Raw genomic sequence first — 25,575 nt, 5'->3', positions numbered from 1 at the left:
TATGACGATCCGCACGACTCGCCAGCAGCCGCGACGGGGGCGGCTGTACCTGCTGTTCGGCATGGGCAGCGACCGCTACGCCCTGGACGTGCGCGACGTACTGGAGGTGATGCCCCTGCGCCAGCTCAAGCGCGTGGCCGGAGCGCCCACCTGGGTGGCCGGCGTTTTCGACTGGCGCGGCTCGCCGGTTCCGGTGCTTGATCTCGGCGCCCTGGCTTTCGGCGAGCCCGCCCGCGCGCGCACCAGCACCCGGCTGGTGATGGTGCGGTATGCCGGGCACAGTCTCGGCCTGATCCTGGAGCAGGCCACCGAGACCCTGCGCTGCCAACCCGAGGCATTCCAGGACTACGGGCTCGATGGGGGCGAAGCGCGTTACCTGGGGCCGGTTTTCCGCAGTGCACAAGGGCTGGTGCAGCGTGTCGAGGTCGCCGAGCTGCTCGGTGAAGAGGCGCGCGCACTGCTGTTCCCCACCGATGCGGAGGCCGCATCATGAATTCGCGCTTCGAGCGCCTGCTCAAGGAGCGCATCGGCCTCGATGTCGAGTCGGTCGGCCGTGAGCTGGTGGAGCGCGCCATACGCCTGCGCATGCAGGCCATCGGCTGCCGGGGCGAGGACGAGTACTGGCTGAGCCTGGAGTCGTCCCACGGCGAGCAGCAGGCCCTGGTCGAGGCCGTCGTAGTGCCTGAGACCTGGTTCTTCCGCTACCCCGAGTCTTTCGTAGCCCTGGCCCGGCTGGCCTTCGAGCGCCTGCCGCGCCTCGCCTCCGGGCGCCCGCTGCGGGTGCTGAGCCTGCCCTGCTCCAGCGGCGAGGAGCCGTACTCCATCGTCATGGCGCTGCTCGATGCAGGCTTTGCCCCGGCACTGTTCCAGGTGGATGCGCTGGACGTCAGCGAGAAGGTGCTGGAGCGCGCGCGCCAGGCCGTCTACGGGCGCAATTCGTTCCGTGGCGAGGAACTGGGCTTCCGCGACCGCCACTTCCTGGTCGTCGAGGATGGCTATGTCCTCACCGATCAGGTCCGGCGCAAGGTGAACTTCCGCCACGGCAACCTGCTGGCGCCGGGGCTGCTGGCCGGCGAGGCGCCCTACGATTTCGTCTTCTGCCGCAACCTGCTGATCTATTTCGACCGGCCCACCCAGGCCCAGGTGCTGGCGGTACTGAAGCGCCTGATGAGTCCCGAGGGCGCGCTGTTCGTCGGCCCCGCCGAAGCCAGCCTGGTGAGCCAGGACGGCATGCGCGCGCTGGATCTGCCGCAGTCCTTCGTCTTCCTCCCCGGCACCGCCCAGGCTCCGCGCGTTGTCGCTACACCGCGTCCGACTGTGGCGCCCGCGCGACCCGCCGCGCCGATGGCGAAGGCCAAGGCGCCGCCGGCCTTCGCTCGCCCGCTGCACACCCCGAGCGCGCCCCGGCCGGTGGTGCCCGCGCTTGCGCCAGGCCGGGACGGCGCCGCCGAACTGCTGGAGATCGCCACGCTGGCCAATGCCGGGCGCAGTGCCGAAGCCCGCGCCGCCTGCGAGCGCCACCTGGCGGCCCACGGCCCCTCGGCAGCGGTGTTCTACTGGCTCGGGTTGCTCTGCGACGTGGCCGGGCAGCAGCAGGAGGCCCAGGACTACTACCGCAAGACTCTCTACTTGCAGCCCGGGCACGCCGAAGCCCTGGCCCACCTGGCGGCGCTGCTCGCCGCGCGCGGCGACCTGGCCGGCGCCCGGCGCTTGCAGGAGCGCGCCAGTCGTGGAGTGAACGACCATGATCGATAGCCATACCTTGCGCCTGGACGACGCCCAGGCGCCCATCGACGACTGCTGGAACCGCATCGGCGTACATGGCGACAAGAGTTGCGAGCGTCTGCACGAACACATCCATTGCCGCAACTGCGAGGTGCACGCTGCCGCCGCCACCCGCCTGCTGGACCGCTATGCCTTGCACCGCGAGCTGGACGAGGAGCAGGCGGCCGAGGAAGAAAGCCTCGGCGAAACCCGCTCCACCCTGGTGTTCCGCCTTGGCGACGCCTGGCTCGGCCTGGCCACCCGGCAGCTGGTTGAAGTGGCGCCGCAGTCGCTGATCCACTCCCTGCCGCACCAGCGCTCCCTCGGGCTGCTGGGGGTGACCAATGTGCGTGGCGCCCTGGTGGCCTGCCTGTCGCTGGTGGAGGTGCTCGGCCTGGAGCCGGGCCAGGGCGGCCCCCAGGAGCGCCGCGTGGTGCCGCGCATGCTTATCGTCGCCAGCGACGACGGCCCGGTGGTGGCACCGGTGGACGAGGTGGACGGCATCCACGCCATTCCCCTGGGCGCGGTGGTGGAGGCCGGCCGGGGTGCCGCCCAGGTTGCGCGGCCCTTCGCTTCCGGCGTGGTGCAGTGGCGCGGGCGCAGCGTCACCCTGCTGGACGAATCGATGTTGCAGCAAGCCATCGCCAGGAGCCTTGGATGACCCCGGACCAGATGCGTGATGCCTCGCTGCTGGAGCTGTTCAAGCTGGAGGCCGAGGCGCAGACCCAGGTGCTCGGCAGCGGGCTGATGGTGTTGGAGCGCAACCCGCGCCAGGCCGACCAGCTGGAAGCCTGCATGCGTGCCGCCCACTCGCTCAAGGGCGCGGCGCGCATCGTCGGCATCGATGCCGGCGTGCGCATCGCCCACGTGATGGAAGACTGCCTGGTGGGCGCCCAGGAAGGCCGCCTGCACCTGCAATCCGAGCATATCGACGCGCTGCTGCAAGGCTCCGATCTGCTGCTGCGCCTGGGCTCGGCGGCCGGTGCCGACTGGGCCGACAAGGACGGCCGCGCGGATATCGACGCCCTGGTGGAGCGCCTGCAGGCGCTGGCCAGCGGGCAGCGCGTGGCCCCCCGCGAGCCGGTGGCCCGGCCCGAGCCCGCTGCCGAACCCGTGGCGGCGCCCGCCGTGGCCGCACCTGAGGAAGAACCCGTGGCATCCGCCCCAGCGGCCGGCGAGAACCGTGATCGGGTGTTGCGGGTCAGCGCCGAGCGACTCGACCACCTGCTGGACATCTCCAGCAAGTCGCTGGTGGAGTTCCAGCGCATCAAGCCCCTGGGGGATTCGCTGCAACGCCTCAAGCGCCTGCAGGCCAGCGCCGTGCGTACCCTCGACGGCGTGCGCGAGGCGGTGCAGGACGACGCCATGGATGCGGCCTCCCGCGCCATGCTGGCCGAGGCCCGGCAACTGCTGGGCGAATGCCAGCAGATGCTCGCCCGGCACATGGCCGATCTCGACGAGTTCGGCTGGCAGGGCGGCCAGCGCGCCCAGCTGATGTACGACGCGGCGCTGGCCTCGCGCATGCGCCCCTTCGCCGACGTGCTCGCCGGCCAGGCGCGGATGTTGCGCGATCTCGGTCGCAGCCTCGGCAAACAGGTGCGCCTGGATATCGAGGGCGAGAACACCCAGGTCGACCGCGACGTGCTGGAGAGGCTCGAAGCGCCGCTGACCCACCTGCTGCGCAATGCCGTCGACCATGGCATCGAAAGCCCGGCACTGCGGGCCGAGCGTGGCAAGCCGGAGGAGGGGCGCATCCTCCTGCGCGCCCGTCATCACGCCGGCATGCTGGTGCTGGAGCTGCGCGACGACGGCGCCGGAGTTGATCTCGAGCGCCTGCGCACTGCAGTGATCGAGCGTGGTTTCGCCACTGCCGAGACCGGCGCGCGGCTCGACGAAGACGAACTGCTGGCCTTCCTCTTCCTGCCCGGCTTCAGCATGCGCGAGCAGGTCACCGAGGTGTCCGGGCGCGGCGTCGGCCTGGACGCGGTGCAGCACATGGTGCGCCAGCTGCGGGGCGGCGTGCGCATGGAGCAGCGTCAGGGCGAGGGCTCCAGCTTCCACCTGGAGGTGCCGCTGACCCTGTCGGTGGTGCGCAGCCTGGTGGTGGAGATCGGCGGCGAGGCCTATGCCTTCCCCCTGGCCCATATCGAACGCATGACCCGCGTGCCCGCCGAGGCGCTGGTGCAGCTCGAAGGCCGCCAGCACTTCTGGCACGAGGAGCGCCACGTCGGCCTGGTGGCCGCCAGCCAGGTGCTGCAACGCCCCGAGGGCGAAAGCGATGGCGACGGCTTGGCAGTGGTGCTGGTGCGCGAGCGCGAGGCGCTCTACGGCATCGTGGTCGACCGTTTCATCGGCGAGCGCACCCTGGTGGTGATGCCGCTGGACCCGCGCCTGGGCAAGGTCCAGGACGTGTCCGCCGGTGCGCTGCTGGACGACGGTACGCCGGTGCTGATCCTCGATGTCGAGGACATGCTCAAGTCGGTGGGCAAGCTGCTCGGCAGTGGCCGCCTTGAGCGCGTCGGCGGCCTGGCCCGGCAGGGCGCGGGCAGCCGCCGCAAGCGCGTGCTGGTGGTGGACGACTCGCTCACCGTGCGCGAGCTGGAGCGCAAGCTGCTGCTCGGCCGTGGCTACGAGGTGGCGGTGGCGGTGGACGGCATGGACGGCTGGAACGCCCTGCGCTCCGAAGCCTTCGACCTGCTGATCACCGACATCGACATGCCGCGCATGGACGGTATCGAGCTGGTGACCCTGGTGCGCCGCGACAGCCGCCTGCAATCACTGCCGGTGATGGTGGTGTCCTACAAGGACCGTGAAGAGGACCGGCGCCGTGGCCTGGACGCCGGTGCCGACTATTATCTGGCCAAGGCCAGTTTCCACGACGAGGCGTTGCTGGACGCGGTGGTCGTGCTGATCGGGGAGGCGCAGGGATGAGGATAGGGATCGCCAACGACATGCCCTTGGCGGTGGAGGCGTTGCGCCGGGCCCTGGCCCGCGAACCGGCCCACCAGATCGTCTGGATCGCCGGCAACGGCGCCGAAGCGGTGCGCTTCTGCCAGGAGGACACCCCGGACCTGGTGCTGATGGACCTGCTGATGCCGGAGATGGACGGCACCGAGGCGACCCGGCGGATCATGGCCCAGTCGCCCTGCGCGATCCTCATCGTCACCGTGGACAAGGAACAGAACATCCATCGCGTGTTCGAGGCCATGGGCCACGGCGCCCTGGATGCGGTGGACACGCCCGCGCTGGGCACCGACCACGAGCGCGACGCAGCGGCGTTGCTGCGCAAGATCCAGAACATCGGCTGGCTGATCGGCCAGCGCGTGGGCAGCCGCGGGGCTCGCGAGCCCTCGTGCCGGCAGTTGGTGGCCATCGGTGCCTCGGCCGGCGGGCCCGCGTCCCTGGCGCAGTTGCTCAAGCAGTTGCCGGCCGGCTTCGCGCCGGCGGTGATGCTGGTGCAGCACGTCGACGAAACCTTCGCCGCCGGCATGGCCGAGTGGCTGGGCAGCGAGTCCAGCCTGCCTGTACGCCTGGCTCGCGAGGGCGAGCCGCCGCAGCCCGGCCAGGTATTGCTGGCGGGTACCAATAACCATATGCGCCTGCTGCGCAATGGTGAACTGGCCTATACCGAAGAGCCCCGCAGCCATGTATACCGGCCCTCCATCGATGTGTTCTTCGACAGCCTGGTGGCGCATTGGCGGGGCGAGGCGGTGGGCGTGCTGCTCACCGGCATGGGCCGCGATGGCGCGCAGGGGCTGAAGGCCATGCGTGAAAGGGGCTTCCTCACCATCGCCCAGGACCAGGCCAGCAGCGCCGTATACGGCATGCCCAAGGCTGCGGCGGCGCTGGATGCGGCCGTGGAGATCCTGCCCTTGCAGCGGATCGCACCCAGGCTCGTGGAGGCGTTCTCGCGTTGATGGTTTCTCGGGCCGGGGCGCTGCGGTCGGGTCTTGGTGCGTTCGTGCAGCCCGGGGCATCGACGGTGCAAGCCGGGCGGCTCGTTTTTTTGGCGGCGGCGTACCCGTGTCGCGCATTATCATTGGCCGTGCACAGAGGTTGTCTGCGTGTCGTGTGAGGCCTGTAGGCCTGGAGAAAGCTATGCATTACCCCTATCGCAATCAGGCCGAAACGTACTCGCTCACCGAGAACAAGGTGATGGTGCTGCTGGTCGATGATCAGGCGATGATCGGAGAGGCCCTGCGCCGCGCCCTGGCCGATGAGGCCGGAATCGATTTCCATTTCTGCGCGGACCCGCTGACGGCCGTCGAGGTTGCCCGGCAGATACGCCCGACGGTGATCCTCCAGGACCTGGTGATGCCCGGCGTCGACGGCATCAGCCTGCTGGCCGACTATCGAGCCGCCGTCGAGCTGCGTGACATCCCCATCATCGTGCTGTCCACCCGTGACGACGCAGCGATCAAGAGCACCGCATTCGCCGCCGGCGCCAACGATTACCTGGTCAAGCTGCCCGACACCATCGAGCTGGTGGCGCGCATCCGCTACCACTCCCGCTCCTACCTCGCCCTGCAGCAGCGCGACGAGGCCTACCGCGCCCTGCGCGAGAGCCAGCAGCAGCTGCTGGAAGCCAACCTGGTGCTGCAGCGCCTGATGAACTCCGACGGCCTCACCGGGCTGTCCAACCGCCGCCACTTCGATGAGTACCTGGAAATGGAATGGCGCCGTGCCTTCCGTGAACAGACCTCGCTGTCGCTGCTGATGATCGATGTGGACTACTTCAAGGGCTACAACGACCACTTCGGCCATATCGCCGGGGACGACGCCCTGCGCCGCGTGGCCGAAACCCTGCGCGAATCCTGTACGCGCTCCTCCGACCTGGCTGCGCGCTATGGCGGTGAGGAGTTCGCCATGGTGCTGCCGGGCACCTCCAGCGGCGGCGCGCGCCTGCTGGCGGAAAAGGTCCGGCGTGCGGTGGAGGCCCTGGGCATTCCCCATGACCTGCCCCAGGACGGAGCCTCGCTGAGTGTGAGCATTGGCGTCTCGACCCTGACGCCCAAGACCGGCCAGGTGTCGCTGTTGCTGGTGGACCGCGCCGACCAGGGGCTGTACATGGCCAAGAACAACGGCCGCAACCAAGTGGGGCTGGTAGCCGATACGCCCGGCGCCTAGCGTTTTTGCCTGCGCTCCGTACAGACATGTAGGGGCTGTAGGGGCTGTAGGGGCGACTTCAGTCGCCAAGCGGCGCGTAGCGCCGCCGCTCTGAGGACCCCACAGGATGAACGCGTGTTGTAGGGTGTGCCGTGAGCACCGCCGCTCGGTGCCTCCGGCGAGCCCCAGATGCGCGCAGCACCACGTCCGGAGTGAGCGGCGGCTGCATGCTCCCCCTTCAATAGGCCAACAGCCAAGCCACGTTCCAAGGGCGTGGATGTTGACTCGCGAACGGTCTACCCCAGGCAAAAAGCCGGTCAGGTCCGCAGGGCTGAACTCGCAGGCGCGAATTCATTGGCTCTGTCTGCGTTAGCTGTTGTGGCTTTAATACAAGCGCTCAAGCACGGCCCTTTCCGGGCGCCCAAGGGTTCGTGCCACCGCCACCGCATGGGTTTCGCTTCGCTCTACGCCATCCTACGAAAGCCGCCGCTACGTGCACGTTGGGTTGGTGCGCACATCAATGTGTGGATTTGAGCGAAGAAAGTTGGAGCAGCCGCCAACGCCCCTCCAGGAGGCCGAACGCAGTCGTTGCGCCGGGGGACGAGCGGCATGGATGCCGCGAGAGGCGCGCCAGGCCATGGATGGCCCATCGCGCCGGCCCCCAGAGCGGCGATGGAGTGAGGGAACCCCGGCGAAGCCGGGGCCGGATGATGGGGCAAGTTTTTTGGTTCCTTTTCAACGATTGGAAAAGGGACTCGCCCGGGTGGGCGAAACCAGAAACATCACCAGAGCTCGGCAATCAGCTGGGCTCAAATCCTCTAGCAACACTTAACGCAGACAGAGCCAATTCATTCGCGACTGGCGATCACCGCATAACTCCACATAAACACCACGGACCCTGCAAATTGCGTCCACACAGGCCGGCGAACATGGCTGCACGATCCTTTTCCATGGAGTGCACCGCATGTACCGCCCGCCCTTGTCTTCCCGCTCGCCCGGCCGCTGGCTGCTGGCGTTGTTCCTCGTGCTGTTCGGCGTGGCGCCGTGCCTGGCCGAGGAGGCTGCGGAACGTGGCGAGAGCCCCTATTTCGCGGTGGATAACGCCGAGCCGGGCGTCGATGGTCTGCCGCTGAAGTCCACCCGCGTGGAGGTGCAGGTGCTGGGGGTGATCGCCGACGTGAAGGTGATCCAGCAGTACCGCAACGAGGGCTCGCGGGCCCTGGAGGCGCGCTACGTGTTCCCCGGCTCCACCCGCGCGGCGGTGCATGGCATGACCGTGCGCCTGGGCGACCGCGAGTTGCATGCGCAGATCCGCGAGAAGCAGAGCGCCCAGCGCGAGTACCAGGAGGCCAAGAGCGCCGGCAAGACCGCCGCCCTGCTGGAGCAGGAGCGCCCCAATGTGTTCCAGATGAGCGTGGCCAACATCCTCCCCGGCGACGTGGTGGATGTGGAGCTGCGCTACACCGAGCTGCTGCTGCCCACCGATGGCACCTACCACTTCATCTTCCCCACCGTGGTCGGGCCGCGCTACAACGGCGCGCCGGGGCAACCGAGCCACAAGGCCGAGCCCTGGGTCTCCACCCCGCACCTGGCCGAGGGCGACCCTGGCCGCAGCACCTTCTCCCTGCAGGTGGACCTGCAGTCGCCCACCGCCATCGGCGAAGTCGTCTCGCGCACCCACCGCATCGCCCGCCAGGCCATCGCGGCCCGGCACACCCGGGTGACCCTGGAAGAGGGGCAGGGGCCGGGCAACGACCGTGACTTCATCCTCGACTACCGCCTGGGCAGCGAGGTGTTCGAGAGCGGCGTGCTGCTGTCCCGTGGCGCCGAGGAGAACTTCTTCCTGGCCATGGTGGCGCCGCCGGCTGCGGTGAAGGCCAGCAGCATCGTGCCGCGGGAGTACATCTTCGTGGTGGATATCTCCGGCTCCATGCACGGTTTCCCGCTGGACACCACCAAGGTCCTGCTGCGTCGGCTGATCGGCGGCCTGCGCCCGGTGGACAGCTTCAACGTGCTGCTGTTCTCCGGCAGCAGCAGCCTGCTGGCGCCGCAGTCGCAGCCAGCTACCAAGGCCAACATCGAGCAGGCGCTGGTGATGCTCGACACCCAGATGGGCAGTGGTGGTACCGAGCTGCTGCCGGCCCTGCGCCAGGCGCTGGCGATGCCGGCGGATGCGGAACGCTCGCGCAGCTTCGTGGTGGTCACCGATGGCTACGTGACGGTGGAAACCGAGGCCTTCGAACTGGTGCGCAACAACCTGGGCAAGGCCAACCTGTTCGCCTTCGGTATCGGCAGTTCGGTGAACCGCGAGCTGATCGAGGGCCTGGCCCGGGCCGGGCAGGGCGAGCCCTTCGTGGTGCTCGACGACAGCTCGGCGCAAGCCGAGGCCGAGCGCCTGCGGCGGATGATCGACTCGCCGGTGCTGGTGCACCCGAAACTGTCCTTCAGTGGCCTGGAGACCTATGACGTCGAGCCGCTGGCGCTGCCCGACCTGTTCGCCCAGCGCCCGCTGGTGGTGTTCGGCAAGTGGCGCGGCGAGCCCCGTGGCGTGCTGCAGGCCGAGGGCATCGCCGCCAGCGGCCCCTGGCGCAGCGAGGTGCCGATCGAGGCGGGCAAGGTGCACGACGGCGACCAGGCCCTGACCCATCTGTGGGCGCGGCACCGCATCGCGTCGTTGATGGACCAGGAGGCCCTGGAGGGCGGCTTCGGCTACAGCCAGCAGATTCTCGACCTGGGTTTGAAGTACAGCCTGCTGACGCCCTACACCTCGTTCATCGCCGTAGACCAGGTGGTGCGCAACCCCGACCCGGCCGGCAGCACCACAGTCAAGCAACCGCTGCCGCTGCCCCAGGGCGTGAGCGCCCAGGCCCTCGGCACCGCCGAGGCGAGCTCCGCCACCGCCGGCATCCCCGTGCCGAGCACGCCGGAGCCGGCCACCTGGGCGATGCTGGCGCTGGCCCTGCTGGGCATGGGCTGGGTGACCCGCCGCCAGGTGCGTGGGTGAAGGCCCGCGCGCTGCCGGGCTGGACCTGGCTGCTGGCGCCGGTGCTGGCGCTGTGGCCGGTGTGGCTGTGGAGCCTGCGGCGCATGGGCGACGGCTCGGACGACCCCTACGGCGTGGTGGCGCTGGTGGCCCTGCTGCTGGGGCTGTGGCGCGAGCGCCGCAGCTTCCTGGCGACGCCCCGGCGCAGCTGGCTGCTGGTGTCGCTGGCCCTGGCGGCGCTGGCCATTCTCGGCAGCGCGCTGATCCCGGCGCTGGGGCGCGGCGTGCTGGCGGTGCTGGCGGTGATCGCCACCACCCTGGCGCTGCGCCGCCCGGGCCAGCCGGTGCTGGCCTGGCTGGGCCTGGGGCTGCTGGCCTTGCCGATCCTCTCGTCGCTGCAGTTCTTCGCCGGTTACCCGCTACGCCTGGTCACCGCTGAAGCCAGCCTCTGGCTGCTGCGTGGCCTGGGCCACGAGGTGCAGCGCCTGGGCACGGCGCTGCAGGTGAACGGGCAGTTGGTGATGGTGGATGCCCCCTGCTCGGGCGTGCACATGGCCTGGGTGGCCTACTTCACCGCCTTCGCCACTGCCGCCTGGCTGCGCCTGGGGGATAGGCAGTTGCTGCGGCGCCTGCCGTGGATCGGCCTGCTGGTGCTGGGTGGCAACAGCCTGCGCAACACCCTGCTGGTGCTGCAGGAGGCCGGGCAATCGAACTGGCCGGCGTGGATGCACGAAGCCACCGGGCTGGTGGTGTTCATCGGCGTCTGCGCCCTGGTGCTGCGCACCGTGGCGGCGGGGCAGGGGGCGGTGCTGGCGTTGCCCGCTACGACGGCGACCGGCATGGCGCCCTGGCTCCAGGGGCGCTGGCTGGTGGCGGCGTCGTTCCTGCTGCTGGGCGTGGGGTCGCTGCTGGGCCGGCCGATGGCCGAGGCCCGCCCCGTTGCCGCCTTCGTCGAGTGGCCGCAACGTTTCGAGGGCGAGCGCCTGCGGCCCCTGGCGCTGTCGCCGGTGGAGCAGCGCTTCGCCGCGCAGTTCCCTGGGGCCATCGCCCGCTTCAGCACCGGCTCGCGGGTGGTCACCCTGCGCCATGTCACGGCGGCCACGCGCAAGCTGCACCCGGCGGCGGACTGCTACCAGGGCCTGGGTTACGTGATCCGCGCCATCGCCCTGCGCCAGCGCCCCGGCAATGGCGGGCTGCAGCGCTGCTTCGTGGCCGAGGGGCAGGGGCCGGCGCTGCAGGTCTGCGAGTACATCGAGGACGCCGCCGGGCAGAGCTTCAGCGACAATTCCAGCTGGTACTGGGCGGCGCTCAGCGGCCGCTCCAGCGGGCCCTGGCGGGCGGTGACGGTGGCCGAAGCGCTGTAGTCCGACGCCGGGTTTACGGTGGTCGGGCGGGCTGCCCGGCGGGTTTCGAGTCGGGTATACTCGCCGGCTTTTCCGAAAGTTTTGCCTGAGAGCGCTTCCAGCCATGGAAATCAACCCGATCCTCAATAGCATCAAGGACCTCTCCGAACGTACCCAGACCATTCGGGGGTATCTTTGACTACGATCACAAGCATGATCGTCTCGTCGAAGTAAACCGCGAACTCGAAGACCCCAACGTCTGGAACAACCCGGAGTACGCCCAGAATCTTGGCCGTGAGCGTTCGCTCCTGGCGCAGATCGTCGAAACCCTCGACGAGCTGACCGGTGGCCTGGCCGACTCCCGCGACCTGCTGGACATGGCGGTCGAAGAGAACGACGAAGGCGCGGTCAACGACGTTGCCGCCGAAGTCGAGCGCCTGCGCGAGATCCTCGAGAAGCTGGAATTCCGCCGCATGTTCAGCGGCGAGATGGATCCGAACAACGCCTACCTGGACATCCAGGCCGGTTCCGGCGGCACCGAAGCCCAGGACTGGGCCAACATGCTGCTGCGCATGTACCTGCGCTGGGCCGACAAGAACGGCTTCAGCGCCGAGATCGTCGAACTGTCCGAAGGCGAAGTCGCCGGCATCAAGGGCGCCACCGTGCACATCAAGGGCGAATACGCCTTCGGTTGGCTGCGCACCGAGATCGGCGTGCACCGCCTGGTGCGCAAGAGCCCGTTCGACTCCGGCAACCGTCGCCACACCTCGTTCACCGCGGTGTTCGTCTCCCCCGAGATCGATGACAACATCGAGATCGAGATCAACCCGGCCGACCTGCGCATCGACACCTACCGCTCCTCCGGCGCGGGCGGTCAGCACGTGAACACCACCGACTCGGCCGTACGTATCACCCACGTACCGACCAACACGGTGGTCGCGTGCCAGAACGAACGCTCCCAGCACGCCAACAAGGACACCGCCATGAAAATGCTGCGGGCCCGGTTGTACGAGCAGGAGATGCAGAAACGCAACGCCGCGTCCCAGGCGCTGGAAGAGACCAAGTCCGATATCGGCTGGGGCCACCAGATCCGTTCCTACGTGCTCGACCAGTCGCGCATCAAGGACCTGCGTACCGGCGTCGAGCGCAGCGATTGCGACAAGGTGCTGGACGGGGATCTCAACGAGTACCTCGAAGCCAGCCTGAAACAAGGTCTCTAAAGCCGCTGCGCTTGTTCTTTTAGCGATAACTTTTCACCAGGCGCCAACACGCCGAAGCAGGAACCACCAAGACCATGAGCGACCAACAACCCGACCAGCACGAACTGCAACAGGAAGAGAACAAGCTGATCGCCCAGCGCAAGGAAAAGCTTGCCGCCGTGCGTGAAGCGAAGGCCATCGCCTTCCCCAACGACTTCCGCCGCGATGCCTACTTCGCGGACCTGCAGAAACAGTACGCGGACAAGACCAAGGAAGAGCTGGAAGCTGCAGCCATCCCGGTCAAGGTCGCCGGTCGCATCATGCTCAACCGTGGTTCCTTCATCGTCCTGCAGGACAGCACCAGCCGCCTGCAGGTCTACGTGAACCGCAAGACCCTGCCGGAAGAGACCCTGGCCGAGATCAAGACCTGGGACCTGGGTGACATCATCGGCGCCGAAGGCACCGTGGCCCGCTCCGGCAAGGGCGACCTGTATGTCGACATGACCAACGTGCGCCTGCTGACCAAGGCCCTGCGCCCGCTGCCGGACAAGCACCACGGCCTGACCGACACCGAGCAGCGCTATCGCCAGCGCTACGTCGACCTGATCGTCAACGAGGAAACCCGCCACACCTTCCGCGTGCGCTCCCAGGTCATCGCCCACATCCGTCGCTTCCTCTCCGATCGCGGTTTCCTCGAAGTGGAAACCCCGATGCTGCAGACCATCCCCGGCGGTGCCGCGGCCAAGCCCTTCGAAACCCACCACAACGCGCTGGACATGGCCATGTTCCTGCGTATCGCGCCGGAGCTGTACCTCAAGCGCCTGGTGGTCGGTGGCTTCGAGAAGGTCTTCGAGATCAACCGCAACTTCCGTAACGAAGGCGTTTCGACCCGGCACAACCCCGAGTTCACCATGCTCGAGTTCTACCAGGCCTACGCCGACTACGAAGACAACATGGACCTGACCGAGGAGCTGTTCCGCGAGCTGGCCCAGGCCGTGCTCGGCAGCACCGACGTGCCCTACGGCGACAAGGTGTTCCATTTCGGCGAGCCCTTCGCGCGCCTGTCCGTGTTCGACGCCATCCTCAAATACAACCCGGAAATCACCGCGGCTGACCTCAACGATGTCGAGAAGGCCCGTGTCATCGCCAAGAACGCCGGCGCCAAGGTCCTCGGCCACGAAGGCCTGGGCAAGCTGCAGGTGATGATTTTCGAGGAGCTGGTGGAGAGCAAGCTGGAGCAGCCGCACTTCATCACCCAGTACCCCTTCGAGGTCTCGCCGCTGGCACGCCGCAACGACAACGACCCGAGCGTCACCGACCGCTTCGAGCTGTTCATCGGTGGCCGCGAGATCGCCAACGCTTACTCCGAGCTGAACGACGCGGAAGACCAGGCCGAGCGCTTCATGCTGCAGGTCAAGGAGAAGGACGCCGGTGACGACGAGGCGATGCACTTCGACGCCGACTTCGTCAACGCGCTGGAATACGGCATGCCGCCCACCGCCGGTGAAGGCATCGGTATCGACCGCCTGGTGATGTTGCTGACCAATTCGCCGTCTATTCGTGACGTCATCCTGTTCCCGCATATGCGGCCCCAGGCCTGACGCGTGAGAAAAGCCGCCTTCGGGCGGTTTTTTCTTGGCCGGCGTTGAGTTGAATAGCCGGAGAAATGGTCGAAACTGTCTTGCATCCCAGCTGAACCCGGAGGTCCATGCATCTTGCCCAAGTCGTCCCGTAGCGACAGTGCCGCCCAGGCGGCCAGCGCCCTCGCCGAAAGTGTCCAGTACCAGGGCCGCAAGGCCAGCCGGCAGGGCAGCGAGCAACGCCGCCAGGCGATTCTCGATGCCGCCATGCGCATCATCGTGCGTGACGGCGTGCGCGCGGTGCGCCACCGCGCCGTGGCGGCGGAGGCGGAAGTGCCGCTTTCGGCCACCACCTATTACTTCAAGGACATCAACGACCTGATCACCGACACCTTCGCCCAGTTCGTCGAGCGCAGTGCCGAAGCCATGGCCGCGTTCTGGGGCAGCGTCGAGGGTGACCTGCAGGGCATGGCGGCGGCTCTGAGCCGCGACGGTGCCTCGCGCCGGCAGATGACCGACGAGATCGTCGAGATGGCCATCCAGTATGTGCGCCGGCAACTGATCGAGAACCGCGTGCAGCTGCTGGCCGAGCAGGCGTTCCGCCAGGAGGCGCTGATCAACGCCGGCCTGCGGCCGCTGGCCGATGCCCACCGTGGCATCCTCTCCCAGGGCGCCGAGCACTTCTTCCAGGTACTGGGTTCGGATGAGCCGGCCGAGGACGCCAAGGTGTTGACGGCCATCATTCTGCGGATGGAATATCAGGGCCTGCTCGATGGGGTGGATAACCTCGATATCGACGAGATGCGAGCCGTGCTCAAGCGCTACCTCTACCTGGTGATGGGGCTCTAGAACACGGTACGAGACCCCGCATTCAGGCCACCTGTCTTGCGGGGTTTTTCATGGTCACAAGGAGAGCGAAATGAAACCCTGGCGCGCATTGGTCGCCCTGTCCTTCCTGCTGCTGAGCGGGTGCCTGGTCACCTTGCGGGACCCGATCCCTGCCCATGAGCCGGCGCCGATCCCGCTGCTGGGCGACTGGACGCGCAAGGACGAGTGGGGCGAGCGTCTCTACCTGGAGATCAGCCGCGCCGGCTCCAACCTGTACAAGGCCCGTACCTACGAAGGCAGCAAGGACAACCTCGACAGCCTCCAGGAGTACGGCTTCACCGTCGCCCACCATGGCCGCCGCTGGTACCTCTCCGCCGGGCTGCCGAAGAAGTGGGGCGCCAATTTCGCCGTCGCCGGCTTCGAACTCACCACCGACAACGAACTGGTGATCTACAACCTCGATGTCGAACGCCTGCACCAGGAGCTGGAGCACGGCACCTTCGAGGGCGCCAGCGTGGAGATGCCCGAGGGTGACGGCGTGCTGCTGACCTCGTCCTGGGAGAAGATCCAGGCCTGGCTGGACGACCCGGCCAATTCCGATGTCTTCGTCGAGGTGGCGCGCTACCAGCGTTCCACCGAGGAGTGAGCATGAGCCGGCGCCAACTGCCCGACGACTACCAGAACATCGTCCGCACCCTGTCCGACCGCATCGTCCACGCGCAGACGCCGATCCGCGTGCTGGACGCCATCAAATGGGACGACAGCGTTCGCCAGGGCTTCCTCAAGCACAAGGGCAAGGCCATGCCCGAGGTGGACCGCGCCTACTACGAGAGCCGGCCGCTGGCCTTCGACTCCTCGGCGAAGAAGCTGGAATTCCAGAACATCGAGCGCGACATCACCCGCCAGCTGGGGCAGTTCAACCCGGTGGGGCAGATCATGCGGCGCATGTGCAAGGAATACCGCATGGTGATCCGCATGCTCGAAGCGCGCGGCACCGCCGACTTCGGGCTGATCTCCCAGGAGCTCTACGGCGCCGCCTCCGACGCCTTCCACGCCGGTGACCCGACCCTCTCCGACCTGGGGCTGATGCTCTCGGACTACCTGAACAAGATCGACGACCGTGGCGACCTCAAGGACGAGCCCAAGACGCTCACCGCCAAGGACGCCGTGGCCATGCTGCAGAGCCGCCTCAGCGCGGTGTTCGGCGAGGGCGACGACACCATCCGCGTGTTCGAGTCCGACGGCATCGTCGCCGACGCCGCCGCCGGTGCCGACTACATCAAGGTGCGCGCCGACGCCATGTTCAACGAGCGCGACGTGCGTGCCCTGGAAGTGCACGAGGGGCTGGTGCACGTCGGCACCACGCTGAACGGCCAGAACCAGCCGATCTGCACCTTCCTGGCCAAGGGTCCGCCGTCGTCCACCGTGACCCAGGAAGGCCTGGCCATCCTCATGGAGGTGATCGCCTTCGCCTCCTACCCCACGCGCCTGCGCAAGCTCACCAACCGCACCCGCGCCATCCACATGGCGGAGGAGGGGGCCGACTTCCTCGAGGTCTACCACTTCTACCGCGAGCAGGGTTACGGCATGGCCGAGAGCTACGGCAACGCCAGCCGGGTGTTCCGTGGCTCCTCGCCGGACGGCCTGCCCTTCACCAAGGACCTGTCCTACCTGAAGGGCTTCATCATGATCTACAACTACATCCAGCTCGCCGTGCGCAAAGGCAAGCTGGAGCAGATCCCGCTGCTGTTCTGCGGCAAGACCACCCTGGAAGACATGCGCACCCTGCGCCAGCTGGTGGACGAAGGCCTGGTGGCACCGCCCAAGTACCTGCCCCCGCAGTTCCGCGACCTCAACGCGCTGTCGGCCTGGATGTGCTTCTCCAACTTCCTCAATCACCTCAGCCTGGATCGCATCGAGGCGGATTACGCGAATATTCTTTAAACGCTAGCTGGAAGCTTGAGGCCTGAAGCTTGAAGAGAGAGCCTACGAGGTCGGCCCTCCAGCAGCAGGTCTGGATGAAAAACCGCTGTAACAGATGAATGCTTGATACCCGAGGTGGCGCCCAGCACGCTTTCCAGCTTCCAGCTTCCAGCTTCCAGCTTCCAGCTTCCAGCTTCCAGCTTCCAGCTTCCAGCTTCCAGCTTCCAGCTTCCAGCTTCCAGCTTCCAGCTTCCAGCTTCCAGCTTCCAGGCTCACTGAGGTCCCAATCAAAATGCCCAGCCATCAGCTCGACTACGAAATCCTCGGCGCTTCGGCGCAGACCGTTGAGATCATCCTCGACCCGCAGGAAACGGTGATCGCCGAAGCCGGGGCGATGAACTACATGACCGAAGGCATCCGCTTCGAAGCGCGCATGGGCGACGGTTCCTCCAGCGGCGTGCTGGGCAAGCTGTGGGGGGCGGGCAAGCGCCTGCTCACCGGCGAGTCGCTGTTCATGACCCACTTCACCAACGAGGGCCGTGGCCAGCAGCGGGTCGGCTTCGCTGCGCCCTACCCGGGCACCGTGGTGCCCATCGACCTGGCCCAGGTTGGCGGGCGCCTGGTGTGCCAGAAGGATGCTTTCCTCTGCGCTGCCCACGGCACCCAGATCGGTATCGCCTTCAACAAGCGTATCGGCGCCGGCTTCTTCGGCGGCGAGGGCTTCATCCTGCAGAAGCTCGAAGGCGACGGCCTGGCCTTCGTGCATGCCGGTGGCACGGTGATCCGCAAGGAGCTGAACAACGAAACCCTGCGCCTGGACACCGGTTGCCTGGTGGCCTTCACCACGGGCATCGATTACGACATCGGCCTGGCCGGCGGGCTGAAGAGCATGCTCTTCGGCGGCGAAGGCATCCTCCTGGCCACCCTCAAGGGCACCGGCACGGTATGGATCCAGAGCCTGCCCTTCTCGCGCCTGGCCGAGCGTATCTACGAGGCCACCTACAAGGCGCGTGAGGAAACCCGCGCCGGCGGCAAGTGACCCGCTCCTGCCTCCTGCTGCTGGTCCTGCTGCTGCAGGGCTGCAGCGGGCTGCTGTTCTACCCCGAGCGCCAGCTGCCCTTCACCCCCGAGCGTGCCGGCCTGGCCTACCGCGATGTTGGGCTGGTCACTGCCGACGGCCTGCGCCTGCATGGCTGGTGGTTGCCGGCTGCGGCGGGGGTCGAGGTCAAGGGCACGGTGCTGCACCTGCACGGCAACGGCGGCAATGTCGCCTCGCACCTGGGCGGCAGCTGGTGGCTGCCGGAGCAGGGCTACCAGGTGCTGCTGCTGGACTACCGCGGCTATGGCCGCTCCGAGGGCAGCCCTTCGCTGGCGGGGGCCTACCAGGACATCGACGCCGCCTTCGCCTGGCTCGACCGTGCACCCGAAGTGCAGGGCAAGCCGCTGGTGCTGCTGGGTCAGAGCCTGGGCGGCGCCATGGCGGTGCATTACCTGAGCGAGCACCCCGAGCGCCGGGCCCAGCTGCGCGCGCTGGTGCTGGATGGCGCGCCGGCCAGTTACCGTGACGTGGCTCAATTCACCCTGGGCAATGCCTGGTTAACCTGGCCGCTCCAGGTGCCGCTGTCCTGGCTGGTGCCCGATGGCGACAGCGCGATCGGTGCGATTGCCGGTCTGCAGGGCTTGCCGATGCTGATCTACCACAGCATCGACGACCAGGTGGTGCCTCTTTCCAACGGCGTGCGCTTGTATCAAGCTGCGCCGCCGCCGCGGGTGTTCCAGCCGACTCGTGGCGGCCATGTGCAGACCTTCGCCGACCCCACCTGGCGGGAGGTGATGCTGCGCTACCTCGAAGACCCGAACGGTTTCGTCGGGCTGCGACGGCTGGCTGAAGTCCCGAATACAGAGAGTCCCCAATGAGCGAACGCAACCCCATCCCGCTGATCCTCACCGGCGTCGGCACCATCATCGGCACCGTGATGGTCCTCTGGTACTACGGCTACCTGCACTTCGCCAAACCGGAAGATGCGCTGCTGCTGTCCGACTTCACCATGCTCAAGACCGTTCCCGGCGAGGACTACAAGGTCTCGCTGACGCCCGCCACCCAGGTCGCCCAGTGCATCGACGGCGTGCTGGTGTTGTTCGACACCGAGCAGAAGGGCCTGACCGGCGTGCTGGTGAACAACAAGAAACAGGCCGTGCGCTGCATGGGCCAGGAGACCCCGCAAGAGGTCAAGTGAGGGCAGGATGAAGGTCGAGGTCTGGCAGGGCGACATCACCCACCTGGACGTGGACGCCATCGTCAACGCGGCCAATTCCTCGCTGCTCGGCGGCGGTGGCGTGGATGGTGCGATCCACCGTGCGGCGGGTCCTGAGCTGCTCGCCAGCTGCCGCGAATTGCGCGGTTGCCCCACCGGCGAGGCGCGCATCACCCCGGGCTTCCGCCTGCCGGCGACCTTCGTCATCCACACGGTCGGCCCGATCTGGGCCGGCGGCAGCAAACGCGAGCCCGAGCTGCTCGCCAGCTGCTACCGCAACAGCCTGGCCCTGGCGGAATCCGCCGGCGTCGCCAGCATCGCCTTCCCGGCCATCAGCTGCGGCGTCTATGGCTACCCGCTGGAAGCCGCCGTGCGCATCGCCGTTACCGAACTGCGCCGCCCACGCCCGGCCGGCAGCACCCTGCAGCGTGCGCTGCTGGTGGCCTTCTCCGAAGACATGGCACGCCTCTACCGCGACGCCCTGGCCTGATCCGGCTGCTTTTGTAGGGTGGGCTTCAGCCCACTGCTCTTCCCCGCACTGTTATGGATGAGGCCCTGTAGCCCGGGCTTTAGCCCGGGGATGCCGGCTACTCCACTCCCGGGCTGAAGCCCGGGCTACGCAGCTGTCCTGACGCCCCCCTGGTGGAGGTAAAAAGCGACCTCCACTCTACGCAGCGGTCATGCCCATGCGGCGGGGCCGGCTGCTTTTGTAGGGGCGACTTGAGTCGCCAAGCGGTGCGCAGCGCCGCCATTCGCTCACCGCGCCCCACGCAACAACCGCAACCCGTTGAACACCACCAGCAGGCTGGCGCCCATGTCGGCGAACACGGCCATCCACAGGGTGCCCATGCCGGCCAGGGTGAGGGCGAGGAACAGCGCCTTGATGCCCAGGGCCAGGACGATGTTCTGCACCAGCACCGCGTGGGTGCGGCGCGAGAGGCGGATGAACAGCGGCAGCTTGCGCAGGTCGTCGTCCATCAGCGCCACGCCGGCGGTTTCGATGGCGGTGTCGGTGCCGGCGGCGCCCATGGCGAAGCCGATATCGGCGCGGGCCAGGGCTGGGGCGTCGTTGATGCCGTCGCCGACCATGCCGATGCGCTGGCCGCCCTGCTGACGACGTTCCACTTCCCGCAGCTTGTCCTCGGGCAGCAGGTTGCCTAGGGCTTCGTCGATGCCCACCTGGGCGGCGATGGCGGCAGCGGTGTGGGGGTTGTCGCCAGTGAGCATCAGGGTGCGCACCCCGAGCTGGTGCAGCTCGGTCACCGCCTCGCGGCTGGTTTCGCGCACGCCGTCGGCCACCGCGAACAGGGCCATCGGGCCTTCGGCGTCGAGCAGGACGATGGCCGTCTTGCCTTCGCGCTCGAGACTATCCAGGCGCATCTCCAGGGTGCTGGAGCACAGCCCCAGTTCCTCCACCAGGCGATGGTTGCCCAGGTGGTATAGGCGCCCGCCGATCAGCCCCTTGACCCCGCGGCCCGGCAGCGCGGCCAGGTCGTCGACGCCGTGCAGGGCGATGCCGTCGGCCTCGGCGGCGCGGGCCAGGGCCTGGGACACCGGATGGTCCGAGCGCGCGGCGAGGCTGGCGGCCAGGGCGCGCGCCTCATCGGCGCTGCCCTCGCGCAGGGGCACATAGTCGGTCTGCTGCGGGCGGCCTTCGGTGAGGGTGCCGGTCTTGTCCAGGGCGACCCAGGCCAGCTGACGGCCCATCTCCAGGTACACGCCGCCCTTGACCAGCACGCCACGGCGCGCGGCGGCGGCCAGGCCGCTGACCAGGGTCACCGGGGTGGAAATCACCAGGGCGCAGGGGCAGGCGATCACCAGCAGCACCAGGGCGCGGTACACCCAGTCGAGCCAGGCGCCCTGCATCAGCAGCGGCGGCAGCACGGCGGTGAGCAGGGCGAGGACGAACACCGTGGGCGTGTAGATGCGCGAGAAGCTGTCGACGAAACGCTGGGTCGGCGCGCGGGTGCCCTGGGCCTCTTCCACGGCGTGGATGATGCGCGCCAGGGTGCTGTCGTTGGCGGCGCGGGTGACGCGGTATTCCAGCTCGCCCTCGCCGTTGATGGTGCCGGCGAACAGCGGGTCGCCCGGCTCCTTGTCCACCGGCAGGCTTTCGCCGGTGATGGGCGCCTGGTTGACGCCGGAGCGGCCCACCAGCAGCTCGCCGTCCAGGGCGATGCGCTCGCCGGGGCGCACGCGCACCCGGGCATCGGGGCGCACCTCGCTGGCCGGCATCTCGCGCCACTGGCCGTCCACCTGCACGGTGGCCTGTTGCGGGGCCAGGTCCAGCAGGCCACGGATGGCGTTGCGCGCGCGGTCCAGCGACTTGGCCTCGATCAGCTCGGCGAGGGCGAAGAGCACGCTGACCATGGCCGCCTCGGGCCACTGGCCGATGAGCAGGGCGCCGGTCACGGCGATGCTCATCAGGGCGTTGATGTTGAGGTTGCGATTCTTCAGGGCGATCCAGCCCTTGCGGTAGGTGGGCAGGCCGGCGGTGGCGATGGCCAGCAGTGCCAGGCCGGCTTCCAGCCAGACAGGCCCGAAGCCGAACCATTCGCAGGCTTCGGCGGCGAGCGCGGCGACACCGGCCAGCGCCAGGGGCCACCAGGGTTTGTCGGCGGGCTTGGCGGGGGGCGAGGCGGCGTCCAGCGGCTCGGCCTGCATGCCCAGCTGGGCCACCAGCCTCTGCAGCGGTGCCAGCTCGGTGAAGCGGTGCTGCACCTTGAGCACGCGCTGCATGAGGTTGAACTCCAGCGCCTCCACCGCCGCGACCTTGCCCAGGGCATCCCGCAGCAGGCGTTCCTCGGTGGGGCAGTCCATGGCGTCGATGCGCAGGCTGCTCCAGCGCAGCTCGCCCAAGGGCGCGTCCATGGCCTCGGTCGCCAGGGCGGGTTGGGCATGCTCGTGGGCATGGCCGTCGTGGTCATGGTGATGGTCATGGCCGTGCTCATGGTCGTGCGCGTGGCCATGATCGTGCCGCGCCGGGCTGGGACGCGGGTTCGAATGATCGTGGTTGCAGCAGTTGTCCTGGCTCATCGCGGACTCCATTGACGGGAATGGTGCTGATTGCACACCCTGTAGCAACTACAGAGTCAAGCAGGGGAATGAACCATGAAGATCGGCGAGCTGGCACGACTGACCGATTGCCCGGTGGAGACCATCCGCTACTACGAGCGCGAAGGGCTGCTGCCGGAGCCGTCTCGCAGCGAGGGCAACTACCGCCAGTACACCCAGGCCCACGTGGAGCGCCTGGCCTTTATCCGCCACTGCCGTTCCCTGGACATGACCCAGCAGGAAATCCGCGAGCTGCTGCGCCTTCGCGACAGCCCCGAGGCGGACTGCACCGCCGCCAACCGGCTGATCGACGAGCACATGCACCATGTGGAGGTGCGCATTGCGGAACTGCGTTCGCTGCAGGAACAGCTGCGTGCCCTGCGTGCCCATTGCCAGATTGCCGGCAACAGCGAGTCTTGTGGGATTCTCCGTGAGCTGGAGCAGCCGGCGCCGCCGAGCGTCATTTCCGATTCCTGCGCCGAGGCCGGGCACCTGCATGTGCCGGGGGTGCACAAGCGGCATTGAGGGTGCGGCGTTTCATCTGCAACGGTGTGCCGTTCTCGGCTCCGCCTGGTGGATGAGAAGAGCGTCATCCACCCTACATAGCGGTCATGTCCGTGCGCTGCGCAGCGCCGCCATCTGGCGGGCTACTGGGCTTCGAACACGAAGGGGTTCTGCGGATTGGGGAACCGCAGGCGGTGGTGTTCCGCCGGTGTCTTGCTGCCGGGTTGCAGGTAGTCCACCCGCAGGCCAACCGACTCGTTATCGACGGTCTCTTCCAGGTAGGCATTGCTCGGATAGAGGACGCTGCCTTGGGGGGCTTCACGCACTGCTGCGCAGGAGGCGAACAGCGGGGGCAGGTTGTAGAGCGTCTGCCCTTGCACCAGCAGCACCTGGGTGTAGCGATCGGCGCGGCCGCTGCCCTTGGCCGGCAGCTCCAGGCAGAAGGATTCGCCGTTGCGCCAGGCGGTGAGGCTGTAGAGCCCCTCCGGGTCGATCGAGGCGCCGGCCTGCCAATCGGTCGGGGCGAGGTCGGTGACAGCTGCCAGGCTCCAGTGGCGCTTGCCGATATCCAGGCGCTGGCCGTCGAAGGCGATCTCGGGCATGCCCGCTGGCGGCTCGCCTTCCAATGTGCCGGGGGCGCTCCATTGCTCCGAGTCGTAGCGTTTCACCGCAGCCGCCATGGCGTTGACCCAGAGGCACTGCTGCGCCTCGGTGCAGACCAGGGACAGCGCGCTGCCGGCCCCTTCGAACAGGTTGCCACCCAGGAACCGGTAGAAGGCCTCGTAGCCGTCGAAACGCACGGGCTCAGCCAGTGCCGCGAAGGGCAGGGCGGTGCAGAGGGCGAGTGCCAGAAGCTGGCGTAAGGGGGCGGATGACGGCATGGTCCCTGGTCTCCGGGGCGCGATGGCATGCATCCTAGCGGGGCGGCCGGCCTTGCGGAAACGGCGATCGGCGCGGCGCCAAGTCGCGCACAAAAAAGCCCGCCGGGGAGGCGGGCTTTTTCATTACCGAAGGATCAAAGCGCAGCGCGCGGGGCGACCGGGCCGGGACCGTTGGCGATGGTCACTTCCACACGACGGTTCAGCGTGCGCGAGGAGGCGGAGGCATTGCTGGCCACCGGGTAGTCCTTGCCGAAGCCGTGGGTGGTGATGCGCGTGGGGTTCACGCCCATGGCCACCAGGGCGCGGCGCACCGAGTCGGCACGGGCCTGGGACAGGCGCAGGTTGTGGTCGACGGTGCCGGTGTTGTCGGTGAAGCCTTCCACCACCACCTGGCGATCCGGGTTCTGCACCAGGAAGTTGCCCAGTTGCTGGACGTTGCTCATGCCGTTGGGGTTGAGCTCGGCGCGGTCCACTTCGAACAGCACGTCACCCAGGGTCACCACCTGGCCACGGTCGGTCTGCTTGGCCTTGAGCTGGTTGACCAGCACGTCCACCTGCTGGTTGCGCGCATCCAGCTGGGCCTGGGTGCGCTGGGCCGGCGCGTTGGCCAGGGCCTCTTCGGCGGCCTTCTGCTTGATGGTCTGGCGGGCCAGCTCGACGCGCTGGTTGGTGATGTAGGCGAGCTGGTCGACCTGCACCTGGTCCTGCTTGTCGGCGTAGGCCTGTTCGGCGCGGCTCAGCATGTCGCCGGCTTCCTTGGTTTCCAGGGCCGCCAGGGTGTTGGCCTGGGGCTCGGCCTGCAGCTCGGAGTAGTTGCTGCGTGCCTGGTCCAGGTTAGGGTTGGGCTTGGAGGCGCAGGCCACCAGCGCCAGGCTGAGTACGGAGAGAGCGGAAACTGTGATCAGCTTATTCATGACGGATCATCCTTATCGAGGCGGAAAGAGGGCGGCGCGGATCACTGCACGATGATCGGCTGGCGCGAGCCTTCCTCGCGAATCTGCTGGACGCCTTTCTGGGCGTCATCCAGGGTTTTCTGGGCCTTGGTGGCCAGGGCCTTGCGCTCGGCGACGCGGGCGTCCCATTCGGCCTGCTCGGCGATGCGGCGGGCTTCGTCGTAACGCTCTTCACGCAGCAGGTTCTCGGCCTGGGCCAGCTTGTCCTGGGCGTTCTTCATTTCCACCGGGGCGTACTGTGGGCCGCCGGCGCTGACGGCGCTCTTGACCACGGTATTGGTTACGGCGAACTGTTCGGTGGGCGGATTGCCGGCGCAGCCGACGAGCAGGGCGCTACCGCCGGCGACCAGGGCGGCCAGGACTGTTCTGCGAATCGTTACAGCAGGGCTTGTCTTCATGATGTTCAGCTCCATTGGAATTACCTCGCCATTTCAGATCTCATGGCAACTTGCCTGCCAGATGCATGCTTAGGGCCGCTAGATCGACGATTTTCCGCCAAAAATCACCGACTAATGGTTGATGCGCTGGCGTGCTTTTTGTGACAGGGGCATTTCTGGAAATGTTCAATAAAATTTACGTAAATACCCTGGAAAGCCCGCCGCACAAGGGCTGCGGGCGATGGGCCGAGCCCTTCATGTCATGGCGTGCAACGAGGGGGAGGTGGGCGAGATAGGCGGGCAGCGCCGGCCCCAGGGCGGGGCCGGGCAGGGGGCGATCAGTGCTCGGTGCTGTCGTGCTGCTGGTCGAACTGGCGCAGGTGCTTGCGGGAAAGGGCGAGGAAGCGTGGCGTGGGTCCGATGTCCTCAAAGAGCGGGTCACCCTGCTCGTCGGTGGCCACCACCTTGCTGCCCTTGACGTAGGGCAGGCTGGCTTCGAGCTCCTCGAGGGCGGCGCCGAGCAGTTCGCCGAGCAGCTCCTCCAGGCTGCGCTTGGGGTACATCTCGTTGAGGGCGGCGAGTCGTGCCGCGGATTCCACATCCAGGTGGATGCTGTACTGGCTGCGGGTCAGGCGACCCTTGGCGTTTTCTTCCCAATGGCGGATCAGTTCGCGGATCTTCATGGTCACCTCGTGCCGGGCCCGCTCGTGGCGGGCATCTGCTGGAGGTCGGCGGCGCGGTGCCGTCGGCCGGCGGGCGCTTCTGGGGCCCGCCTGTCTTCAGCCTAGCTCGCCGGGGACGATGCAGCGGCATGGTGTCGCACCC

General features: G+C 67.7%; 23 protein-coding genes. 18 read left to right on the top strand and 5 right to left on the bottom strand.

Annotated features, from left to right (window positions below; genetic code table 11):
* Position 1 precedes the first annotated feature (1 nt).
* The 17 genes from ACXI0U_RS17740 to ACXI0U_RS17660 all read left to right on the top strand — a co-directional run bounded on the left by ACXI0U_RS17740 (position 2) and on the right by ACXI0U_RS17660 (position 19,471).
* On the top strand, positions 2-493 hold the full coding sequence (locus ACXI0U_RS17740) for a chemotaxis protein CheW (protein ID WP_316926165.1): 492 nt from the start codon (positions 2-4) through the stop codon (positions 491-493).
* The gene (locus tag ACXI0U_RS17735) at positions 490-1,755 is read left to right on the top strand and encodes a CheR family methyltransferase (RefSeq protein WP_316926166.1); all 1,266 of its coding nucleotides are present in this window, start codon (positions 490-492) and stop codon (positions 1,753-1,755) included. The genes ACXI0U_RS17740 and ACXI0U_RS17735 overlap by 4 nt, the downstream gene beginning before the upstream one ends.
* Positions 1,745-2,425 (top strand): chemotaxis protein CheW, encoded by a 681-nt coding sequence (locus ACXI0U_RS17730; protein ID WP_184487579.1) that lies wholly within the window; start codon positions 1,745-1,747, stop codon positions 2,423-2,425. The genes ACXI0U_RS17735 and ACXI0U_RS17730 overlap by 11 nt, the downstream gene beginning before the upstream one ends.
* Positions 2,422-4,695: a hybrid sensor histidine kinase/response regulator gene (locus ACXI0U_RS17725; RefSeq protein WP_431482579.1), complete on the top strand. Its 2,274-nt coding sequence runs from the start codon at positions 2,422-2,424 to the stop codon at positions 4,693-4,695. The genes ACXI0U_RS17730 and ACXI0U_RS17725 overlap by 4 nt, the downstream gene beginning before the upstream one ends.
* Positions 4,692-5,681 carry a chemotaxis response regulator protein-glutamate methylesterase gene (gene cheB, locus ACXI0U_RS17720; RefSeq protein WP_021217170.1) on the top strand — a complete coding sequence of 330 codons (990 nt, stop codon included), beginning with the start codon at positions 4,692-4,694 and terminating at the stop codon, positions 5,679-5,681. The genes ACXI0U_RS17725 and cheB overlap by 4 nt, the downstream gene beginning before the upstream one ends.
* 181 nt (positions 5,682-5,862) lie before the next feature.
* Positions 5,863-6,891, top strand: coding sequence for a diguanylate cyclase (locus ACXI0U_RS17715; RefSeq protein WP_431482578.1), 1,029 nt, complete (start codon positions 5,863-5,865; stop codon positions 6,889-6,891).
* Between the two features lie 943 nt (positions 6,892-7,834).
* On the top strand, positions 7,835-9,874 hold the full coding sequence (locus ACXI0U_RS17710; RefSeq protein ID WP_431482577.1) for a VIT and vWA domain-containing protein: 2,040 nt from the start codon (positions 7,835-7,837) through the stop codon (positions 9,872-9,874).
* Positions 9,871-11,217, top strand: coding sequence for an exosortase Q (gene xrtQ / locus ACXI0U_RS17705; RefSeq protein WP_431482576.1), 1,347 nt, complete (start codon positions 9,871-9,873; stop codon positions 11,215-11,217). Before ACXI0U_RS17710 ends, xrtQ begins: the two co-directional genes overlap by 4 nt.
* Before the next feature lie 103 nt (positions 11,218-11,320).
* Positions 11,321-12,416, top strand: a protein-coding gene (gene prfB, locus ACXI0U_RS17700) for a peptide chain release factor 2 (protein WP_184487585.1) whose coding sequence is annotated in 2 segments (ribosomal slippage) — positions 11,321-11,392 and positions 11,394-12,416 — 1,095 coding nt in all. Because the reading frame shifts where the segments join, the coding sequence is not laid out codon by codon here.
* Positions 12,417-12,490: 74 nt separating this feature from the next.
* Entirely contained in the window at positions 12,491-13,996 is a 1,506-nt protein-coding gene (gene lysS / locus ACXI0U_RS17695; RefSeq protein WP_021219498.1) for a lysine--tRNA ligase, read from the top strand.
* A gap of 114 nt (positions 13,997-14,110) precedes the next feature.
* Positions 14,111-14,824: a TetR/AcrR family transcriptional regulator gene (locus ACXI0U_RS17690; RefSeq protein WP_021219497.1), complete on the top strand. Its 714-nt coding sequence runs from the start codon at positions 14,111-14,113 to the stop codon at positions 14,822-14,824.
* 70 nt (positions 14,825-14,894) lie between these two features.
* Entirely contained in the window at positions 14,895-15,449 is a 555-nt protein-coding gene (locus ACXI0U_RS17685; protein ID WP_431482575.1) for a hypothetical protein, read from the top strand.
* Between the two features lie 2 nt (positions 15,450-15,451).
* Entirely contained in the window at positions 15,452-16,747 is a 1,296-nt protein-coding gene (locus tag ACXI0U_RS17680; RefSeq protein ID WP_021219495.1) for a flavohemoglobin expression-modulating QEGLA motif protein, read from the top strand.
* Between the two features lie 271 nt (positions 16,748-17,018).
* Positions 17,019-17,765, top strand: coding sequence for a TIGR00266 family protein (locus ACXI0U_RS17675; protein WP_111262300.1), 747 nt, complete (start codon positions 17,019-17,021; stop codon positions 17,763-17,765).
* Positions 17,762-18,643, top strand: coding sequence for an alpha/beta hydrolase (locus ACXI0U_RS17670; RefSeq protein ID WP_431482574.1), 882 nt, complete (start codon positions 17,762-17,764; stop codon positions 18,641-18,643). The genes ACXI0U_RS17675 and ACXI0U_RS17670 overlap by 4 nt, the downstream gene beginning before the upstream one ends.
* The gene (locus ACXI0U_RS17665) at positions 18,640-18,963 is read left to right on the top strand and encodes a PA3694 family proteiin (RefSeq protein WP_021219492.1); all 324 of its coding nucleotides are present in this window, start codon (positions 18,640-18,642) and stop codon (positions 18,961-18,963) included. The genes ACXI0U_RS17670 and ACXI0U_RS17665 overlap by 4 nt, the downstream gene beginning before the upstream one ends.
* 7 nt (positions 18,964-18,970) lie before the next feature.
* A complete protein-coding gene (locus tag ACXI0U_RS17660) occupies positions 18,971-19,471 on the top strand; it encodes an O-acetyl-ADP-ribose deacetylase (protein WP_431482573.1) in 501 nt (166 codons plus the stop codon).
* A 266-nt stretch (positions 19,472-19,737) separates the two neighbouring features.
* Here ACXI0U_RS17660 and ACXI0U_RS17655 read toward each other — a convergent pair whose 3' ends face one another.
* A complete protein-coding gene (locus ACXI0U_RS17655) occupies positions 19,738-22,017 on the bottom strand; it encodes a heavy metal translocating P-type ATPase (protein WP_431482572.1) in 2,280 nt (759 codons plus the stop codon).
* Between the two features lie 75 nt (positions 22,018-22,092).
* Here ACXI0U_RS17655 and cadR point away from each other — a divergent pair, with 75 nt between their 5' ends.
* Positions 22,093-22,560, top strand: a complete 468-nt coding sequence (gene cadR, locus ACXI0U_RS17650; RefSeq protein WP_374978774.1) for a Cd(II)/Pb(II)-responsive transcriptional regulator — start codon at positions 22,093-22,095, stop codon at positions 22,558-22,560.
* 122 nt (positions 22,561-22,682) lie between these two features.
* Here cadR and ACXI0U_RS17645 read toward each other — a convergent pair whose 3' ends face one another.
* The 4 genes from ACXI0U_RS17645 to ACXI0U_RS17630 form a co-directional block, all read right to left on the bottom strand.
* Positions 22,683-23,420: a hypothetical protein gene (locus tag ACXI0U_RS17645; RefSeq protein ID WP_479550613.1), complete on the bottom strand. Its 738-nt coding sequence runs from the start codon at positions 23,418-23,420 to the stop codon at positions 22,683-22,685.
* A 134-nt stretch (positions 23,421-23,554) separates the two neighbouring features.
* Complete coding sequence (locus ACXI0U_RS17640) at positions 23,555-24,334, bottom strand: OmpA family protein (RefSeq protein WP_021219487.1); 780 nt, start codon at positions 24,332-24,334, stop codon at positions 23,555-23,557.
* Positions 24,335-24,375: 41 nt separating this feature from the next.
* On the bottom strand, positions 24,376-24,786 hold the full coding sequence (locus ACXI0U_RS17635) for a DUF4398 domain-containing protein (protein ID WP_021219486.1): 411 nt from the start codon (positions 24,784-24,786) through the stop codon (positions 24,376-24,378).
* Between the two features lie 302 nt (positions 24,787-25,088).
* On the bottom strand, positions 25,089-25,433 hold the full coding sequence (locus ACXI0U_RS17630; RefSeq protein ID WP_021219485.1) for a hypothetical protein: 345 nt from the start codon (positions 25,431-25,433) through the stop codon (positions 25,089-25,091).
* Between the last annotated feature and the right edge of the window lie 142 nt (positions 25,434-25,575).

It is taken from the genome of Pseudomonas sp. C9D1, from assembly GCF_056491235.1.
Note: the sequence above shows the minus strand (reverse complement) of the source record. Positions and strands in the feature narration are given on the sequence as shown.